At 45.6% G+C, this 18,558-nt stretch carries 12 protein-coding genes and 2 rRNA genes (1 of these 14 running past the window's edge); 12 read left to right on the forward strand and 2 right to left on the reverse strand.

Annotation, left to right across the window (positions count from 1 at the left end):
• The 7 genes from NI389_RS11945 to trmB form a co-directional block, all read left to right on the forward strand.
• Positions 1 to 2,873: ribosomal RNA gene (locus NI389_RS11945) — 23S ribosomal RNA — on the forward strand; it begins 11 nt to the left of the window's first position.
• Between the two features lie 130 nt (positions 2,874 to 3,003).
• Positions 3,004 to 3,118, forward strand: a 5S ribosomal RNA gene (rrf, locus tag NI389_RS11950).
• Between the two features lie 489 nt (positions 3,119 to 3,607).
• Complete coding sequence (gene mpl / locus NI389_RS11955) at positions 3,608 to 4,960, forward strand: UDP-N-acetylmuramate:L-alanyl-gamma-D-glutamyl-meso-diaminopimelate ligase (RefSeq protein WP_308360107.1); 1,353 nt, start codon at positions 3,608 to 3,610, stop codon at positions 4,958 to 4,960.
• Positions 4,960 to 5,586 carry a flavin prenyltransferase UbiX gene (locus NI389_RS11960; RefSeq protein WP_308360108.1) on the forward strand — a complete coding sequence of 209 codons (627 nt, stop codon included), beginning with the start codon at positions 4,960 to 4,962 and terminating at the stop codon, positions 5,584 to 5,586. The genes mpl and NI389_RS11960 overlap by 1 nt, the downstream gene beginning before the upstream one ends.
• Positions 5,586 to 6,500 (forward strand): ABC transporter ATP-binding protein, encoded by a 915-nt coding sequence (locus NI389_RS11965; protein WP_308360109.1) that lies wholly within the window; start codon positions 5,586 to 5,588, stop codon positions 6,498 to 6,500. Before NI389_RS11960 ends, NI389_RS11965 begins: the two co-directional genes overlap by 1 nt.
• Positions 6,500 to 7,273, forward strand: coding sequence for an ABC transporter permease (locus NI389_RS11970; protein ID WP_208842236.1), 774 nt, complete (start codon positions 6,500 to 6,502; stop codon positions 7,271 to 7,273). Before NI389_RS11965 ends, NI389_RS11970 begins: the two co-directional genes overlap by 1 nt.
• Positions 7,273 to 7,938: a tRNA (guanine(46)-N(7))-methyltransferase TrmB gene (gene trmB, locus NI389_RS11975; RefSeq protein ID WP_308360110.1), complete on the forward strand. Its 666-nt coding sequence runs from the start codon at positions 7,273 to 7,275 to the stop codon at positions 7,936 to 7,938. The genes NI389_RS11970 and trmB overlap by 1 nt, the downstream gene beginning before the upstream one ends.
• Here trmB and NI389_RS11980 read toward each other — a convergent pair.
• On the reverse strand, positions 7,909 to 9,792 hold the full coding sequence (locus tag NI389_RS11980) for an EAL domain-containing protein (protein ID WP_308360111.1): 1,884 nt from the start codon (positions 9,790 to 9,792) through the stop codon (positions 7,909 to 7,911). The genes trmB and NI389_RS11980 overlap by 30 nt on opposite strands.
• Positions 9,793 to 10,090: 298 nt before the next feature.
• On the opposite strand from NI389_RS11980, the gene panP reads away from it, so the two are divergent.
• The 3 genes from panP (at position 10,091) to NI389_RS11995 (ending at position 13,591) form a co-directional block, all read left to right on the forward strand.
• Complete coding sequence (gene panP, locus NI389_RS11985; protein WP_308360112.1) at positions 10,091 to 11,716, forward strand: pyridoxal-dependent aspartate 1-decarboxylase PanP; 1,626 nt, start codon at positions 10,091 to 10,093, stop codon at positions 11,714 to 11,716.
• 123 nt (positions 11,717 to 11,839) lie between these two features.
• Positions 11,840 to 12,916: a sensor domain-containing diguanylate cyclase gene (locus NI389_RS11990; protein WP_308360113.1), complete on the forward strand. Its 1,077-nt coding sequence runs from the start codon at positions 11,840 to 11,842 to the stop codon at positions 12,914 to 12,916.
• Between the two features lie 6 nt (positions 12,917 to 12,922).
• Positions 12,923 to 13,591 carry a YoaK family protein gene (locus tag NI389_RS11995; RefSeq protein ID WP_308360115.1) on the forward strand — a complete coding sequence of 223 codons (669 nt, stop codon included), beginning with the start codon at positions 12,923 to 12,925 and terminating at the stop codon, positions 13,589 to 13,591.
• A 40-nt stretch (positions 13,592 to 13,631) separates the two neighbouring features.
• On the opposite strand, the gene gorA is transcribed toward NI389_RS11995, so the two are convergent.
• Positions 13,632 to 14,990, reverse strand: a complete 1,359-nt coding sequence (gorA, locus tag NI389_RS12000; protein ID WP_308360116.1) for a glutathione-disulfide reductase — start codon at positions 14,988 to 14,990, stop codon at positions 13,632 to 13,634.
• Between the two features lie 182 nt (positions 14,991 to 15,172).
• Here gorA and prlC point away from each other — a divergent pair, with 182 nt between their 5' ends.
• Complete coding sequence (prlC, locus tag NI389_RS12005; protein WP_308360117.1) at positions 15,173 to 17,221, forward strand: oligopeptidase A; 2,049 nt, start codon at positions 15,173 to 15,175, stop codon at positions 17,219 to 17,221.
• 119 nt (positions 17,222 to 17,340) lie between these two features.
• Positions 17,341 to 18,501, forward strand: a complete 1,161-nt coding sequence (locus tag NI389_RS12010; protein WP_308360118.1) for a response regulator — start codon at positions 17,341 to 17,343, stop codon at positions 18,499 to 18,501.
• Positions 18,502 to 18,558: the final 57 nt, after the last annotated feature.

The raw sequence follows: 18,558 nt of genomic DNA on the forward strand, positions 1-18,558 counted from the left end.
TAAGCGTACACGGTGGATGCCTTGGCAGTTGGAGGCGATGAAGGACGTACTAACTTGCGATAAGCCTAGTTGAGCCAGTAAGAGGCGCTTGAGACTAGGATTTCCGAATGGGGAAACCCACCTATTTATAGGTATCCTATGGTGAATACATAGCCATAGGAGGCGAACCGGGAGAACTGAAACATCTAAGTACCCCGAGGAAAAGAAATCAACCGAGATTCCGTTAGTAGTGGCGAGCGAACGCGGACCAGCCCTTAAGCTGTGTTGTAGTTAGTGGAATATTCTGGAAAGTGTAACGATACAGGGTGATAGTCCCGTACACAAAAACTTATACACAGTGAAATCGAGTAGGACGGGGCACGTGAAACCTTGTCTGAATATGGGGGGACCATCCTCCAAGGCTAAATACTCCCAACTGACCGATAGTGAACCAGTACCGTGAGGGAAAGGCGAAAAGAACCCCTGTAAGGGGAGTGAAATAGAACCTGAAACCGTGTACGTACAAGCAGTAGGAGCACCTTCGTGGTGTGACTGCGTACCTTTTGTATAATGGGTCAGCGACTTATATTCTGTAGCGAGGTTAACCGAATAGGGTAGCCGTAGCGAAAGCGAGTCTTAACTGGGCGCTTAGTTGCAGGGTATAGACCCGAAACCCGGTGATCTATCCATGAGCAGGTTGAAGGTCAGGTAACACTGACTGGAGGACCGAACCCACTCCCGTTGAAAAGGTAGGGGATGACTTGTGGATTGGAGTGAAAGGCTAATCAAACCGGGAGATAGCTGGTTCTCCCCGAAATCTATTTAGGTAGAGCCTCGGACGAATACTACTGGGGGTAGAGCACTGTTAAGGCTAGGGGGTCATCCCGACTTACCAACCCTTTGCAAACTCCGAATACCAGTAAGTAATATCCGGGAGACACACGGCGGGTGCTAACGTCCGTCGTGAAGAGGGAAACAACCCAGACCGCCAGCTAAGGTCCCAAAGTGTATGTTAAGTGGGAAACGATGTGGGAAGGCTAAAACAGCTAGGAGGTTGGCTTAGAAGCAGCCACCCTTTAAAGAAAGCGTAATAGCTCACTAGTCGAGTCGGCCTGCGCGGAAGATGTAACGGGGCTAAACATACCACCGAAGCTGCGGCTGCAGATTTTATCTGCGGGGTAGGGGAGCGTTCTGTAAGCCGTTGAAGGTGTACCGGGAGGTATGCTGGAGGTATCAGAAGTGCGAATGCTGACATAAGTAACGATAATGCGGGTGAAAAACCCGCACGCCGGAAGACCAAGGGTTCCTATCCCATGTTAATCAGGGTAGGGTGAGTCGACCCCTAAGGCGAGGCTGAAGAGCGTAGTCGATGGGAAACGGGTTAATATTCCCGTACTTGATATGAATGCGATGGGGGGACGGAGCAGGCTAGGCAAGCATGGCGTTGGTTGTCCATGTGAAAGTATGTAGGCTGGTGACTTAGGCAAATCCGGGTCGCTAAAGCTGAGATACGAGACGAGCACCTACGGGTGTGAAGTTGTTGATGCCCTACTTCCAGGAAAAGCCTCTAAGCTTCAGTTTATATTGAATCGTACCCGAAACCGACACAGGTGGTCAGGTAGAGAATACTAAGGCGCTTGAGAGAACTCGGGTGAAGGAACTAGGCAAAATGGTACCGTAACTTCGGGAGAAGGTACGCTCTTGTCTGTTAAGCCCTTGCGGTGTAAGCAGACGGGAGTCGCAGAGAATAGGTAGCTGGAACTGTTTATTAAAAACACAGCACTGTGCAAAATCGTAAGATGACGTATACGGTGTGACGCCTGCCCGGTGCCGGAAGGTTAATTGATGGGGTTAGTCTTTGGACGAAGCTCTTGATCGAAGCCCCGGTAAACGGCGGCCGTAACTATAACGGTCCTAAGGTAGCGAAATTCCTTGTCGGGTAAGTTCCGACCTGCACGAATGGCGTAATCATGGCTACGCTGTCTCCACCCGAGACTCAGTGAAATTGAAATCGCAGTGAAGATGCTGTGTACCCGCGGCTAGACGGAAAGACCCCGTGAACCTTTACTATAGCTTGGCACTGAACATTGAACCTACATGTGTAGGATAGGTGGGAGGCTTTGAAGCAAGAACGCTAGTTCTTGTGGAGCCGTCCTTGAAATACCACCCTTGTATGTTTGATGTTCTAACGTTGGCCCCTAATCGGGGTTACGGACAGTGCCTGGTGGGTAGTTTGACTGGGGCGGTCTCCTCCCAAAGAGTAACGGAGGAGCACGAAGGTTTGCTAAGAGCGGTCGGACATCGCTCGGTTAGTGTAATGGTAGAAGCAAGCTTAACTGCGAGACAGACACGTCGAGCAGGTACGAAAGTAGGTCATAGTGATCCGGTGGTTCTGAATGGAAGGGCCATCGCTCAACGGATAAAAGGTACTCCGGGGATAACAGGCTGATACCGCCCAAGAGTTCATATCGACGGCGGTGTTTGGCACCTCGATGTCGGCTCATCACATCCTGGGGCTGAAGTCGGTCCCAAGGGTATGGCTGTTCGCCATTTAAAGTGGTACGCGAGCTGGGTTTAGAACGTCGTGAGACAGTTCGGTCCCTATCTGCCGTGGGCGTTTGAGAATTGAGAGGGGCTGCTCCTAGTACGAGAGGACCGGAGTGGACGAACCGCTGGTGTTCGGGTTGTCATGCCAATGGCATTGCCCGGTAGCTACGTTCGGAATCGATAACCGCTGAAAGCATCTAAGCGGGAAGCGAGCCTCGAGATGAGTTCTCACTTGGAGTTTAACTCCACTAAAGGGCCGTTGGAGACTACAACGTTGATAGGCAGGGTGTGGAAGCGCTGTGAGGCGTGAAGCTAACCTGTACTAATTACCCGTGAGGCTTAACCATACAACGCCAAAGTGGTTTAGTTGTTAGAAGTTAAGTATTGACTAAAGTAGACAACGACGAAGTAAAAGACATTAATATTAGCGTTCCAGATTTAGTTTACTTGCGGTAGCGAGTAGACGACCAGCTTATGCTTGGTGACAATAGCGTTGTGGACCCACCTGACCCCATGCCGAACTCAGAAGTGAAACGCAACAGCGCCGATGATAGTGTGGCAGCTGCCATGTGAAAGTAGGACATCGCCAGGCTCTAATTAAATAAAAAGGCCTCTTCGAAAGAAGAGGCCTTTTTATTTATTACGTGTTTAGGGATGTGCTACGTGAAAGTAGGGTGAAAAGTCGATTAGGGAAGCAAACAGTTTTGCTTCACTGGCTTTGAACGTCGAAGGCCTCTGGCCGTAGACCGGACATCGCCAGGCTGGGCGCCCCCGACTAGGCGTCCCCGACTCTTAATTAAAGAAAGCCCGATCTGAAAGAGTCGGGCTTTTTTGCTTTTTGGCGCCGAAAACCAACTAAAGAGAAAACCACTATTCGTCGAGCCATTCAGCTTTAAAATTTATTAATAGTTTGAAATAAATAGAATTTGAAATTTAACACAGACGACCTCTCTCCATTAGTCTAGTCTAAAATCAAAACCGCCATAACTGTAACTTCTTCAATGATTATTCATGGTAACGACAGCCTAAATTTGGCATAGTTACGCTTTCTCTCTTCGTAGATCCTTGGGGTAATTAAGGAATGCACGTACATATTCTTGGTATCTGTGGCACTTTCATGGGTGGTATTGCGGCTATAGCAAAAGCGCTTGGTCACAAAGTAACAGGGTCTGATCTCAACGTTTATCCGCCAATGAGTACTCAACTCGAAGCGTTAGGCATTGAATTGATCCAAGGTTATGATGTATCTCAATTGAACCCTCGGCCAGATATAGTTGTCATTGGGAATGCAATGAGTCGTGGTAATGCCTGTGTGGAATATGTATTGAATAATCATATCCCCTATACCTCAGGGCCAGAGTGGCTTAAACATCACGTATTACAAAATGCTTGGGTTTTAGCGGTTGCAGGAACTCATGGAAAAACAACCACCTCAAGTATGCTTGCTTGGATATTAGAGTACGCAGGATTGAATCCTGGTTTTTTAATCGGTGGAATCGTTCAAAATTTCGGTCTATCGGCTCGCGTTACTGAAACACCATTCTTTGTTATTGAGGCCGATGAATACGATACGGCATTTTTCGACAAACGCAGTAAATTTGTCCATTACCTACCAAAGACACTAATTCTAAATAATCTAGAGTTTGACCACGCGGATATATTCAAAGATTTAGACGCCATTGAAACCCAGTTCCACCATCTGATGCGCACACTTCCGTCAACCGGTAAAGTGGTTTATCCATTAGATGATGAAGCATTAGGGAGGGTACTTGAACGCGGATGTTGGAGTGAACGTGAATCCATCGGGAAGGAATGGACGTATAACCTTATCAAGGCTGACGGCAGCGAATTCGATGTAGTTTTTGAAGGCAGTGTTAAAGGAAAGGTAAAGTGGAGCGCTATTGGTCTGCACAATGTGCATAATGCATTAGTTGCACTTGCAGCTGCGAGGCATGTGGGTGTCCCAATCGAACAGGGGATTGACGCACTAGCCGAGTTTATTAGTCCAAAACGTCGCATGGAAATCCGGGGGAGCGTCAATGGCGTCACCGTATACGATGACTTTGCACATCACCCAACGGCAATTAAAACTACGCTTGAAGGGCTAAGAGCCAAAGTGGGTAGTGAACCAATTATTGCAATATTAGAACCGCGTTCTAACACCATGAAAATGGGTGTACACCAAAAGACACTACTCGAATCATTAGATACTGCAGACGCCGTTTATTTGTATGAGCCTGATGGATTGAATTGGTCTGTGACCGAGATAGCCAAACAGTATGGCGCATTTTGCAGCAAACAAATAGACGAAATTGTCAGTACAGTGGTTGAAAAGTCGGTGCCGAATCAGCATATCCTTGTGATGAGTAACGGTGGATTTGATGGTATTCATACCAAATTATTGGACGCACTTTCTAAAAATGGAAAACATTAATGGCTGACTATAAACAAGCGATTACGCTTGGCTTTAGTGGAGCGTCAGGCGCACCCTATGGTTTACGACTTCTAGAGATTTTGGTCGCGCTCAATTACGAAGTTTTTGTGCTTATTTCAAGTGCAGCTCGCGTTGTATTAGATACCGAGTCAAATGTAAAACTATCGGCAAATGAGGAAAAAGCAGCGGAGCAATTGTCAGCACGCTTCGACGCGAAGGAAGGTCAAATCAAAGTATTCGGAAAGGAAAACTGGTTTAGCCCCGTCGCATCAGGGTCTGCCGCGCCAAAGCAAATGGTTATTTGTCCTTGCAGTGTCGGTACCGTTTCAGCGATTGCGCAAGGTGCATCTGATAATCTCCTCGAGCGTGCGGCTGACGTCGTCATTAAAGAGAGAGGTCAGTTGATTGTCGTGCCTAGAGAAACGCCTTTTAGCGAAATCCATCTTGAGAATATGCTCAAACTGAGTCGGTTAGGCGTCACTGTGATGCCTGCTGCACCAGGGTTTTACCATCAACCAAAGTCGATTGACGATCTCGTCGATTTCATGGTTTCACGTATTTTAGATCATTTGGGGATAACGCATACGCTTACTGAGCGTTGGGGATACGGAGAGAAAAAATCGTAATGAATGCGCTCGAAATAAAGGGGCTTCGCAAAGTTTATAGCAATGGCGTTGAGGCTGTAAAAAACATTGATTTGACCGTCAAACAAGGGGATTTCTTTGCTTTGCTTGGTCCAAATGGCGCGGGAAAGTCAACGACGATCGGCGTCATTTCCTCTTTGGTAAATAAGACCTCGGGTGACGTAAAGGTGTTTGGCCATTCGATAGACACCGCATTGGAGGCTGCAAAAGCTGATCTTGGGCTCGTACCGCAAGAGTTCAACTTTAGTCAATTTGAAACTCTAGAACAAATCCTAGTGACGCAAGCTGGTTACTATGGTGTGCCGCGAGCAGTAGCAATAGAACGGTCAGATAAGTTACTAACCCAGCTAGGACTTTACGAGAAAAAGGACAAACAGGCTAGAACGTTGTCTGGGGGCATGAAACGACGTCTCATGATTGCTAGAGCATTAATGCATGAGCCAAAACTGCTTATTTTGGATGAACCTACTGCAGGTGTAGACATCGAGCTACGCCGCTCGATGTGGGAATTTTTGCGCAAAATAAATCAACAAGGTGTCACTATCATTTTAACGACGCATTATTTAGAAGAAGCCGAATTGCTTTGCCGCAATATCGCGATTATCGATAAAGGCGTCATCGTTGAAAATACGACCATTAAAGCATTGCTCGCAAAATTGGACAAAGAGACGTTCATTTTAGACCTGAGTCCAACGACACAGGCGATAAGATTAGACGGATATGGCTTTAGCCAAGTGGATGACCATACTCTTGAAGTGGAAGTGGCGAAATCCCAAGGGCTTAATAATGTCTTTTTGCAACTAAATGAGCAAAGTATTCAAGTGTTAAGTATGCGCAATAAGGCCAATCGCTTAGAAGAGCTGTTCGTTGGTCTATTAGAACAAGGGCGAGACTAATGGGGCTACTAAAATATCGGGTTGCACTACAAAGTATTTGGATAAAAGAGTGTATTCGCTTTTTACGGATCTGGGTGCAGACGCTTGTTCCACCGGCTATTACGATGACGCTGTATTTTCTTATTTTTGGCAGCTTAATAGGTTCGCGTATTGGTCAGATGGGCGGCTTCAGTTACATGGAGTTTATCGTACCTGGTCTCATCATGATGTCGGTTATCACTAATTCCTATGCGAATGTCGCGTCGAGCTTCTATTCCACCAAATTTCAAAAGAGTATTGAAGAACTGCTCGTCGCCCCAGTACCGAATTACATCATCGTGCTTGGTTACATGGGAGGAGGGATGGCCCGGGGTGTATTAGTTGGTGCGATAGTGACGTGTATTAGTTTATTGTTCGTTGATATTCAAATTCATCACATCGGCATTATCGTTGCCACTGTAGTTCTGACGTCCGCGGTTTTTTCGCTCGGGGGTCTTATTAATGCCGTGTACGCAAATAGTTTTGACGACATCAGCATCATTCCGACTTTTGTGCTGACTCCGCTCACTTATTTGGGTGGCGTATTTTATTCTATAAGCCTTTTACCCGATGTCTGGCAAATGGTATCTAAGGCCAACCCTATCGTGTACATGGTGAATGCCTTCCGTTATGGTTTTCTTGGCGTTTCGGACATCGATATTGGTGTAGCGTTTGGTGTGTTGAGTGCTTTGATTGTTGCCATGTTCACGTTAGCTCTTACGTTGATTAAGCGAGGTACAGGGCTAAGACACTAATGGTAATGGCAAACTCAAAATGCGTGATAAGTAATCAAGATGGCATGCATGACAAGCTTGAAGATATTGTAACGACGCATTTGCGATCGCCCTTTTTAAAGCCAATTGCGACACATACTCACGTCGCTTTTGAGGTCGTAAAAAAACATGTGGACGCGTTTACCGGTCCACTTGTTTTCGATTCTTGTTGCGGCGTTGGTGAAAGTACAGCGAATATTGCCAAGCGACATCCTCAAGCGTTAGTTATTGGCATTGATAAATCATCGCATCGATTAAATAAGCATGATGTCGAGTATCGGCAATCTGAAATTGGGCAATATCTGCTTGTTCGTGCGGATTTAAACGACTTTTGGCGTTTAGCGGTGGAAGCCGGTTGGCAATTATCCCATCACTATCTGCTGTATCCAAACCCTTGGCCGAAGGCTAAGCATATTAAACGGCGCTGGCATGGCGGGTCTGTATTTCCTTATATGTTAAAATTGGGTGGGCAACTCGAAGTCAGAAGTAACTGGTCCACGTATGTTGAAGAATTTGCCTTTGCTCTTACACTTGCTGGTTTCCCCACAAGCGCAGAGCCCTATGAAAGCAACGAGCCGATTACGCCTTTTGAGCGTAAATATTGGGCATCAGGTCAGTTAAGCACTCGCTTGACGAGGATGCTTTAATAGTTGTTGTGGCACTTGTGGACTCGAAGAGCCGACAAACCGTCCTTGCAAAGAATGTACGCCGAGCTCAACGAGCTTGTCATATTGTTCAGCACTTTCAACATCCATTGCGCAAAGTTTAACTTTCGCGACATCACATTGTACCGCCATATGGTGGACGTATTCCGCAACATGGCAGTCATCGCAAACATGCTCTGTGATGTGAGGTGCAAGCATAATGGCGTCAATGTCTAGCCTGATCACCCGTGTAACCGTAATTAAACCGCTGCTAACATGGTTTATGAGCACCTTGACACCTTTGGCTTTGACTTGCGTGATGAACGCTGCAACGACGGAATAATTACTTAATAAATCTTGTTCATCGACTTCAAAGGTAATTCGGTGAGGTGTCGGATAACGGCGAAGTTCTCCTTTGAGTAAATCGAGAAAATGGGGATCGCACATCGCTGCAAATGGTACCACAATACTCCAATGGAGCGACTCTTTACGAAACCGTTCAATGCAGCGTTTAAGTAAAATTTGGCATAGCTGGCTTGATAAGCCGGAGTTAAACAAAATAGGGTCGAGTCGCTGTGCAACGAGTAGTTGTCCAAACTCGTTAAAGATCCGTGCAGTACACGCAATTTGGTTGATTAAATTAGAATGAGGTTCACAACGAGGCTCATAAAATGGCTGAATGTGTTGGCTTTGTATGGCCCGATGGATACTGTTCGTGAGCAAAAGATGGTTTTTATGATCAAGGTGTCCCGACAGATTCTCATAACTGTAAACACGTAACAACTCGCCTTGCTGTTTTGCTTGGCGGCAGGCTACGTAGGCGTTTTCAAGCACCATCTGTGCATTGCCGGTTGCGATGCCTGCGTGAAGATGAATACAGACGTGAGGATTGCTAATAATTGGGCTGTATACCGGAAAGCTACGGATCAGATCAACCAGTTGAGATTCATCGCCTTCTTCAAACAAAATCGCACATTTTCCCGTTGCGAGGCGAAAAACGGAGTGAGGAGCGGTGCGAGAAGCGAAAAAATCCATTAGTTTTTGCATCACGTCTTCAGCAACTTTTATTCCGTAAAATCCAATAATGTCCTCTAAATCCTTCACCCAAATTACAGCCAAACTCCAATGTAAATGTTGCTTGCGACGTAATTTCGTCATAAGCGCAACGCGAGCCGGAAAGCCAGTCGAAGGGTCATATTCTAGGGTGCGTCGATAAGTAACAAAGTACAAAAATCCGACAAGTGCGGCGATAAAGAAAAAGAAACTCGCGGTCAGAATTGCTTGCCGTGCGCTTTGTTGTAGCTGTGCTTCTAAATCGGCGAGCGCGATGTCTGCCCCAGCAATATAAGCCTGACCAGAAGGAGCGATGTAAGGCACGAAAACAGATTTAAAACTGCCCCAACGGTCGTGAGCCACTTCAAAAAGCGGTGTTGTAGAGGAAAATGCTTGGACATTAACCGTGGTTGCTTCGGCATAGGCTTCTTTAAACCGACTAATTCGGCCTATTTTATGGTCGTACTCAGTGAAACTTGACGCTGTAAATCGCACCGACGGTGGATCGTATATCATTGTGTAGACATATGTCATATCAAGGGCTTTAGCCAACTCTGAGAGCTTATTGCTTGCAGCTTGGTAATCTTCGTTTGTCAGTTGATTAAGCTTGTCGTGGTAATCGCGTCCTAGAATTAATGGGACAGTACGCGCTGCATGTAAAAGCCTAGCGTCAACTTCAGACATGATTTCTTCACGCGTGGTCTTATAGGAGATATAGACATACGCGACGAGGCTTGAGATAAAAAGCACGGCGCCGACGATGAGCCACAAATTGGGGATGTTTTTAAGCTTAAGGGTTTTCATTAGCAGTATCCTTTTGCTAGTGTTCCTTTATTTTATCCGTATGTAGTTGTTTAGCTCAACCTCACTCGGATGAACGAGCGAAAGGATAAGACAAAAGCTTCTCAAGTGTAGAACGCCAAGGTATAAATGTCTTGGATATTTCATTAAAAAGTCATGGTTGCGACACTTTTCTAAAGGAGATAGAAGACTTTTCTTGTCGTTTCCAGTAAAGTGAGCCGTTTCTTTTTATCAAGTATGCAACTAGATTGGTGTGATTATGCCGCTATTTGCAGTTATAAGGTTAGATAACGGGTAGGTTATGGACCAAAAGCGTTGTGCTGTCGCTTCTGAAGATACTCTTATGCGTATATTTACTGTTCCTGAAGCGCCAGGGTCGACTTTAAGCAGAATCGAGCTAGAAATTTCGAGCAATTTGGCTGGATTTTTAAAAGAGAATATTGCTGCTGTAGAAAAGCCGCTGCATGAAATCGAGAAAGATTTTCAGTCAGCAGCGATACCAGAAGAGCCAATGTTCGTTTCCGACTATGCGCAAGAAATTATGGACCAGTTAGTCGCCCATTCAGTGCATACTGCTGCTCCTAGCTTTATTGGTCATATGACTTCTGCATTACCACACTTTGTGCTGCCATTATCGAAGCTGATGGTGGGTCTTAACCAAAACTTGGTAAAAATTGAGACGTCCAAAGCGTTTACGCCATTAGAGCGTCAGGTGCTTGGGATGATGCATCACTTGGCCTTCGGCGAAAGCAAAGGGTTCTACAATAAATGTATGCACAGCGCGAATACCGCACTTGGCGCATTTTGCTCTGGCGGCACCATTGCAAACATTTCAGCGCTTTGGATTGCACGAAACCGACTCTTAAAGCCTGATGGTGAGTTTACTGGCATTTCAGCGCAAGGGATGGTGGCTGGTTTATTGCATTATGGTTATCGAGGACTTGCGGTTCTCGTGTCTGAACGTGGCCACTACTCGTTGGGCAAGGCTGCGGACGTACTGGGCATTGGCCGAGACAACTTTGTGGCCATTCCAACCGACCACAACAACCGTGTTCGTGTAGATTTAATGCGCCAAAAAGCGCTAGAACTTGAAGCTAAAGGCATTAAAGTGATGGCCCTGGTAGGGGTCGCAGGGACTACAGAAACGGGCAATATCGATCCTTTAGAGGACATGGCGGACTTGGCGGTAGAGTTAGGCTGTCATTTTCATGTGGACGCTGCATGGGGTGGGGCAACATTACTGTCCCAAACACATCGTCATTTACTTAAAGGTGTGGAACGAGCTGATTCAATCACGATCGATGCGCATAAACAAATGTATGTGCCGATGGGAGCTGGGTTAGTGCTTTTTAAAGATCCTGCGGCGACAGACGCGATTGAGCATCATGCTGAGTATATTCTACGTAAAGGGTCTAAAGATTTAGGTAGTCACACCTTAGAGGGCAGCCGTCCAGGTATGGCGATGTTAGTCCATGCGTGCTTAAGAGTGATCGGTCGCAAAGGCTATGAAATGCTGATTGATAAAAGTATTTCGAAAGCCAAATATTTTGCTGATTTGATTAAAGCGGATGAAGATTTTGAACTGATTTCAGAACCTGAACTATGCTTACTGACGTACCGTTTAGTGCCCAAAGCCATTAAAGACGCGATTGCTAAAGCAAGCGACGAAGAAAAAATAGAGATTTATGCGGCATTAAATCGATTCACTGCCAGCATGCAAAAGCGACAACGTGAAGCGGGTCGTTCTTTTGTTTCTCGTACGCGTTTAACACCTGTCCAATATCAGAATCAACCGACGGTTGTGTTCCGGGTTGTACTCGCAAATCCTCTAACCTCAGAAACGATTTTGCATGAAATATTGGCTGAGCAAAAGCAGCTGATGAACACAGATCCTGTCTTCAAAAAGTATTTGTCGAAATACATGTAGCTGATATGGTTGTCGTCAATTAAGTGGCTGTTTACATTTTCTTGACGGCTTACCTATTTCGTGGTTTTCTTAATGTATGATATGGAGGCTGTTGCCTTTTCGTTGTAACTATCAAAGAGAACCATGCAAAACCGATTGTCAGAATTGACCCAGCGTCTGCGTCGCATCAGTTCAGAAGAAGTGGATGTGTCTGGGGAGTATCCTAGTTTTTTGTCTGACATCATCCATGAAGGACAGCTATCCTTAGGTATCGATCGCATTTCCGTTTGGTTATTTGACGATATTAATCACCCCGTTAAATTGATCAATGTCGCCAATACCGATTGGCCTGCAGGGCAAGTACCGAGTCATTTCCAGACTGAAGATGAAGAAGACCCGCTTGCCTTTTACCCGTCTTTAAAATACACCGATTTCCCAATCTATTTTTCAGCCATTTCCTCTGGTGTGAGTATCGCGGCGAATGATGCCGAGCAGGATGAAAGCACTTTAGAGTTCAACGGGATTTACTTACAACCGAATGGCATAACCACCATGTTGGATACCGTCATTTTTAAGAACGGTATCCCACTTGGCGTTGTCTGCTGTGAAGGGCGGGGTGGTGTTCGTGAATGGAGTGAAACAGAAGTTGCCTATGCCGAGATGATTGCGGATTGTTGTAGCCGACGACTCTTGGTCAAAGAGCTCTGGCAACTGCAACAAAAGTTACGCTTACTTGCATTCCAAGATGCGTTAACCGGTTTAAAAAACCGGCGCTATCTAATGGATTTCACGCGCAGGGAAATTAGTCGTCATCTACGCAATGGGTCTACGTTGTCGGCGGTGATGGTCGATTTGGATCACTTTAAACGCATCAATGATAAATATGGTCATGATGTAGGTGATGTGGTGTTACGTCAGTTTTCAGAATGTTGCCTGCAAATTCTACGAACAGAAGATTGCCTGTGCCGATTAGGCGGGGAAGAATTCCTCGCTGTGCTTCCCGCAACAAAATTAGACGATGCGGCAACGGTTGCTGAACGTTTGAGGGCGGCAGTTGAAGCCTTGGTTATCAAGCATGGAGCACTGCGCTTGAAGATAACGGCCAGTTTTGGTGTGTGTGAAGTTGAGCTACAGCAACCATTTAGCCAGTCATTGAAATTAGCGGATAATGCCGTTTACCAAGCAAAACGAGCTGGTCGTAACTGCGTTGTGGTTGTTTAAGTAACGATGCACACATTACCTCGATGGATAGTGTCGGGCGCATTTGTATTGGCTCTCAATGCAGGAATGGTGAACTCGGTAGGCTTTTTAGGATTTACCCACCAAGCGGTTTCTCATGTCTCGGGTAATGCAACGCAACTCGGCATTGCATTAAATCCTTTTCACAGTGACCTAGCACTCGTATGGAATTTAACGACGGTACTTATAGCCTTCTTAGTCGGGGCAGCCATATCGGGGACTTTGCTCAAAGGGACGCAAGCGAAACTCGGTCGCCATTACGATACGTTGTTATTTGTTGAAGCCTTTTTTCTTTTAATTGCGGGTGGTTTACTGTATTTAGAGCTTGGCGGAGGGTATTTATTCGCTTCGGCGGCGTGTGGTTTACAAAATGCGATGGTGACAAACTACAGCGGAGCGATTGTTCGAACCACTCACCTCACCGGAGTTCTGACGGACGTTGGGCTTATGATTGGGGCGCGATTTCGAGGCGAAGCCATCGATACTCGAAAAGCGCGATTATTCATAGCGTTAATCGTTGGGTTCATCGTTGGAGGCACGCTCGGTGCAGGTTTGTTCTCCCTTTTTAGCTACTGGGTGTTAGCGGGAGCGGGTGTACTGAGCGCGATTCTCGCGCTGACTTATCGGCTCTTTTTAGCCAAATCAGATTCGTTATAAATAAACGCTGCTCTTAACACAGCGTTTATTTATCAATTAGTTACCTCATAGTAACAAACTCTTCAGAACCGGTTGGATGGATAGCCACCACCGAATCGAAGTCTGCTTTGGTTGCACCCATTTTCATTGCGACTCCAAACCCTTGGATCATTTCATCAACAGCAAAACCGATGCCATGCAATCCGACGACTTGTTCATTTGGACCGGCGCACACTAATTTCATGCGTACAGGCTGGCGATGTTGGGTGACCGCAGTGTACATTGCTGCAAATGTTGAGGTATACACTTTAACTTGGTCTTCACCGTATTTTTCTTTTGCCTGTGGCTCTGTCAGGCCAATTGTACCAATGGGAGGATGACTAAATACGACTGTTGGAACGAGTTCATAATCCATCTTGGCATCGGGCATTTCAGGGTTGAACAGGCGCTCAGCAAGCATACGGCCCGCTTTAACCGCAACGGGTGTTAATTCAATGCCGCCTTCCATGATGTCACCCAGCGCATAAATCCCTTTAACAGTGGTATTTTGGAATTCATCAACTTTGATGTATCCACGTTCAGTTGTTTCAATGTCAGTCGCGTGTAAATTGATGAGATCGGTGACGGGCTCACGGCCAATTGCCCATATCACTTGATCAACGTTATGCGATTGACCATTAGTTAAGTGCAGCGTCACAGAGCCATCCGCTTCTTTCGTGATCTTCTCTGGTGTGGAATGAGGGTGAATTTTGGCCCCTTCTTTGCCCATGATTTCAGTGAGCGTGTCGACAATAATAGGATCGAAATTTCGAAGTGGGGCATGCTGTCGAACAAACAGATGGGTTTCAGTGCCTAGGCTGTGTAGCACGCCTGCAAGCTCAACGGCAATGTAGCCTGCACCGACTACTGCCACTCGACGAGGTTGCTCGTTGAGTTCGAAAAATCCATTTGAATCGATACCATACTCTGCGCCAGGAATCGCTGGAATGGATGGTCTGCCACCTACGGCAATACAAATATGATCCGCCGTATAGCGCTCGCCATTTACTTCCACGGTGTGGTTATCGACAAAACGAGCAAAGCCATTAATCACCGTTACGCCATTTTTAGCTAAATAACCATTGTATCCTTGGTGAATTCGACCGATGTATGCTTCTCGACTTTCGACGAGTTTTGCCCAATCGAAGTTTTTGAGTTCAACATCAAAACCATAATCTGGTGCATAAAGTTTAATGGCTTCTGCGACTTGTGCGCCGTGCCACATTACTTTTTTTGGTACACAGCCCACATTTACACAAGTTCCACCCATGTGTTTGGCTTCGATCAGCGCAACTTTTGCGCCTCTCATTGCTGCTCGGTTGGCTGATGCGATACCGCCACTACCACCACCAATGGCGATATAATCAAAATGTTGAGTCATGTTTACTCCTAAATAAATGGATGCATAAATGCTGTCTCAATGCGGTTTTTATCTCATTTGAGACAATCCTTGGCGAGTGAACAATGACCCGCTACCATTTTAAAAAATTTCCGATTACCTTGTAATTGTGGCATTTGCCCCAATTTCAACCTTTATAAGTAAAAGCCTATAAGCGAGTTGATATGAGTAATCCACTAATTGGACTTTCGGGTCTACCGCCATTTTCAAAAATTGAGCCTGCGCACGTCGTGCCAGCGCTTGAATCTGCGATTGCCCACTGTCGCGAAACGATTGATAACGTATTAAAACAAGAACACTTTACGTGGGAAAATTTCGTTTTACCACTGGAAGAAGCGGACGACAAACTATCACGCATGTGGTCACCAGTAAGCCACTTAAACTCGACGATGAACAATGATGCGCTTCGAGAAGCATACGAAGCGTGTTTGCCTATTATCTCTGAATACTACACGTTCAAAGGTCAACATCAGGCACTTTACAAAGCATTTAAAGCGATTAAAGACAGTGACGCATTTGCTCAACTGGATATTGCTCGACAAACAACCATCGATAACGAACTGCGTGATTTTGCGTTGTCGGGTATTGCTCTATCTGCTGAAAAACAAAAGCGATATGGGGAAATAGCAGTTAGATTGTCTGATTTGGCCATGAAGTTTTCCAATAATGTACTTGATGCGACGCAAGCATGGCAATTACATGTAACGGATGAAGCCGATCTTGCTGGTTTGCCTGAATCGGCATTAGCTTTAGCGGCTCATACCGCCGAGAGTAAAGAATTAGAAGGTTGGGTATTTACGCTTGATATTCCGTCCTATTTGCCTTTGATGACGTATGCGGATAATCGAAAATTACGTGAACAGGCCTATCGCGCATTCGTGACACGTGCATCCGATCAAGGGCCTAATGCGGGTGAATTTGATAATTCAGACATCATGAAAGAAGAGCTTGCGCTGCGACATGAATTAGCTCAATTGCTGGGTTTTGAAAGCTATGCGGATAAATCATTAGCAACCAAAATGGCAGAATCACCGGCACAAGTATTTGCATTTTTAAATGACTTAGCCGACAAATCGCGCGGCCAAGCTCAACTTGAAGTTGATGAACTTCGAGCATTTGCGAAAGCACAATATGGCGTTGAGTCACTTGAAGCTTGGGACTATGGCTATTTTGGTGAAAAGTTAAAGCAGGCTAAATACGCCATTTCAGATGAAGTACTACGCCCTTATTTCCCAGCCGACAAAGTGCTTAATGGTTTGTTCGAAACAGTAAATCGTTTATTTGGGATTCGTGTTGTCGAAGAGTCAGGTCTAGATGTCTATCACTCAGATGTACGCTTTTTCTCTATCTATGACAGTCAAGACGTCCTACGCGGTCAATTTTATTTAGATTTATTTGCTCGTGAGAAAAAGCGTGGCGGTGCATGGATGGATGATTGCATTGGTCGTCGTCATCTTTCTGATGGACGTTTACAAACGCCAGTGGCGTATCTTGTGTGTAATTTTAATAAAGCGGTTGGCGGTAAGCCGGCCCTGTTTACGCATAATGAAGTGACAACATTATTCCACGAATTTGGCCACGGTTTACATCATATGCTAACGCAAGTTGATGCTGGCTCGGTCGCTGGAATCAATGGGGTTGCATGGGATGCGGTAGAATTACCAAGTCAATTTTTAGAAAATTGGTGTTATGACGAAGAAGCGTTAAGTTTGATCTCTGGGCATTATGAAACGGGCGAACCGTTGCCTAAAGAGCTACTGGATAAACTATTAGCCGCGAAGAATTATCAATCGGCTATGATGATGTTGCGCCAGATTGAATTTGCGCTCTTTGATTTCCATATTCACGCGGACTATACGCCTTCTGAAAGCTGTAATATCCAAACCATTTTAAACTCGGTGCGCGAGAAAACCGCAGTCGTAAAAGCGCCTGAGTTTAATCGTTTCCAACACAGTTTTAGCCATATTTTTGCTGGTGGCTATAGTGCGGGGTATTATTCATACAAATGGGCTGAAGTACTCTCTGCTGATGCGTTTTCGCGTTTTGAGGAAGAAGGTGTCTTTAACGCGAACACGGGTCGCGATTTTATGCAGCACATTCTCGAAAAAGGTGGATCTGAATCTCCGATGGTCTTGTTTGAACGTTTCCGTGGCCGAGCGCCAACCGTCGATGCGCTATTGCGTCACAGTGGAATTGAAACGCAAGCAGCATGATTTAGCGCAATTTATGAGTTAAGTTGATTATAAAAGCACCACTTGTGGTGCTTTTTCGTTAGCAAAAATTTCTACACTGACTATGCTTTCTAAAGTAATGAATAAATAGGGAAAGCTGTATGTCCAAACTGGTCCTGGCTATCGACGATGATCGTTTAGTGCACCACATAATAGATGAATCGCTTTCGCAATTTTGCACGTTGATCCATGCGAAAAATGGCGATGAAGGGATCCGCCAAGCTTTAAAGTATCATCCTGATATTATTCTACTTGACGTCGAAATGCCTGGCATGTCGGGCTACGAAGTGTGTGAAAAACTCAAAAAATGTAAACAGACTGCGGATATTCCCGTCATGTTCTTGTCGTCGCGAAAAGAGCTAGATGAAAGAATGCGGGGTTACAACAGTGGTGCGTCAGATTACATTGTAAAACCGTTTGAAGCGGATGAACTCAAGGCACGTATTAAAGTGTTGTACAACTACATGCAGCACTCCAAACGCTTGAGCCAAGACATTAAGCGTGCACAAATGACCGCGGAAATTGCGATGACAGACTCGGGCGACATGGGTCGGATCATGCGCTATGTGGGTCAATCTTACCATGCCCATGATCTGCGCACACTGGGAGATTACTTTTTTGAGTTTTTCTTACCGTTAAAACTCGATGTTGCGGTTGCGTTTTGGTATCACAGCAGTGCGGTGTTTTTGGCAGGTGAAGGCGCAATTCAACCTATTGAGCAAGAGTTACTTGAACAAAATAGGGAAGGCAGCCGATTTGTCGATTTTGGCCGTCGAACCATCATCAATTATCCAAAAGTTTCTTTACTCATTAAAAACATGCCTGTAGATGATGAAGCGATGTATGGCCGCTATAAGGATTTATTACCGCATATTCTTGAAGCGACCAACGCCAAAATCAAGGATATGGAAGTCAGTGAGGAAGCTCTGAGTAAAGTGGAGCAAATCGGCATTGTGTTTGAAGAACTTTCCGATCAATTGATTGGCATTAGTGACCACCAAACCAATAAGCTAGTCGCATTTGAGGCGGAAATTGCCAAGGCGAGGGAATTTGTGGAGCAACCACTTACCAAAGAGCAAATTGATGAATTTGAAAAGCTGTTCCAACACTTCTCATTTTTAAATGACGAATTGTCGATTATTAAATATAAACTCACTGAAATCACAGAAGCTCGTCACGAATTGATCGAAAGTTTAAACCGCATTGCAAAACCTTGGGGCGAGGAGGACGTTCCGGCCCAAACGGACATCGAGTTATTTTAATTTGGTAATAGCCAAGGCGTCGGTATAATCACGCTAAGCGAGATATAGGAGAGCGCC

The organism is Pseudoalteromonas xiamenensis (assembly GCF_030994125.1).
Classification (GTDB): domain Bacteria; phylum Pseudomonadota; class Gammaproteobacteria; order Enterobacterales; family Alteromonadaceae; genus Pseudoalteromonas; species Pseudoalteromonas xiamenensis_B.

Coding starts and splice junctions, on each gene's coding strand:
- mpl (WP_308360107.1), top strand. CDS start 3,608: ATGCACGTACATATTCTTGGTATCTGTGGCACTTTCATGGGTGGTATT.
- NI389_RS11960 (WP_308360108.1), top strand. CDS start 4,960: ATGGCTGACTATAAACAAGCGATTACGCTTGGCTTTAGTGGAGCGTCA.
- NI389_RS11965 (WP_308360109.1), top strand. CDS start 5,586: ATGAATGCGCTCGAAATAAAGGGGCTTCGCAAAGTTTATAGCAATGGC.
- NI389_RS11970 (WP_208842236.1), top strand. CDS start 6,500: ATGGGGCTACTAAAATATCGGGTTGCACTACAAAGTATTTGGATAAAA.
- trmB (WP_308360110.1), top strand. CDS start 7,273: ATGGTAATGGCAAACTCAAAATGCGTGATAAGTAATCAAGATGGCATG.
- NI389_RS11980 (WP_308360111.1), bottom strand. CDS start 9,792: ATGAAAACCCTTAAGCTTAAAAACATCCCCAATTTGTGGCTCATCGTC.
- panP (WP_308360112.1), top strand. CDS start 10,091: ATGGACCAAAAGCGTTGTGCTGTCGCTTCTGAAGATACTCTTATGCGT.
- NI389_RS11990 (WP_308360113.1), top strand. CDS start 11,840: ATGCAAAACCGATTGTCAGAATTGACCCAGCGTCTGCGTCGCATCAGT.
- NI389_RS11995 (WP_308360115.1), top strand. CDS start 12,923: ATGCACACATTACCTCGATGGATAGTGTCGGGCGCATTTGTATTGGCT.
- gorA (WP_308360116.1), bottom strand. CDS start 14,990: ATGACTCAACATTTTGATTATATCGCCATTGGTGGTGGTAGTGGCGGT.
- prlC (WP_308360117.1), top strand. CDS start 15,173: ATGAGTAATCCACTAATTGGACTTTCGGGTCTACCGCCATTTTCAAAA.
- NI389_RS12010 (WP_308360118.1), top strand. CDS start 17,341: ATGTCCAAACTGGTCCTGGCTATCGACGATGATCGTTTAGTGCACCAC.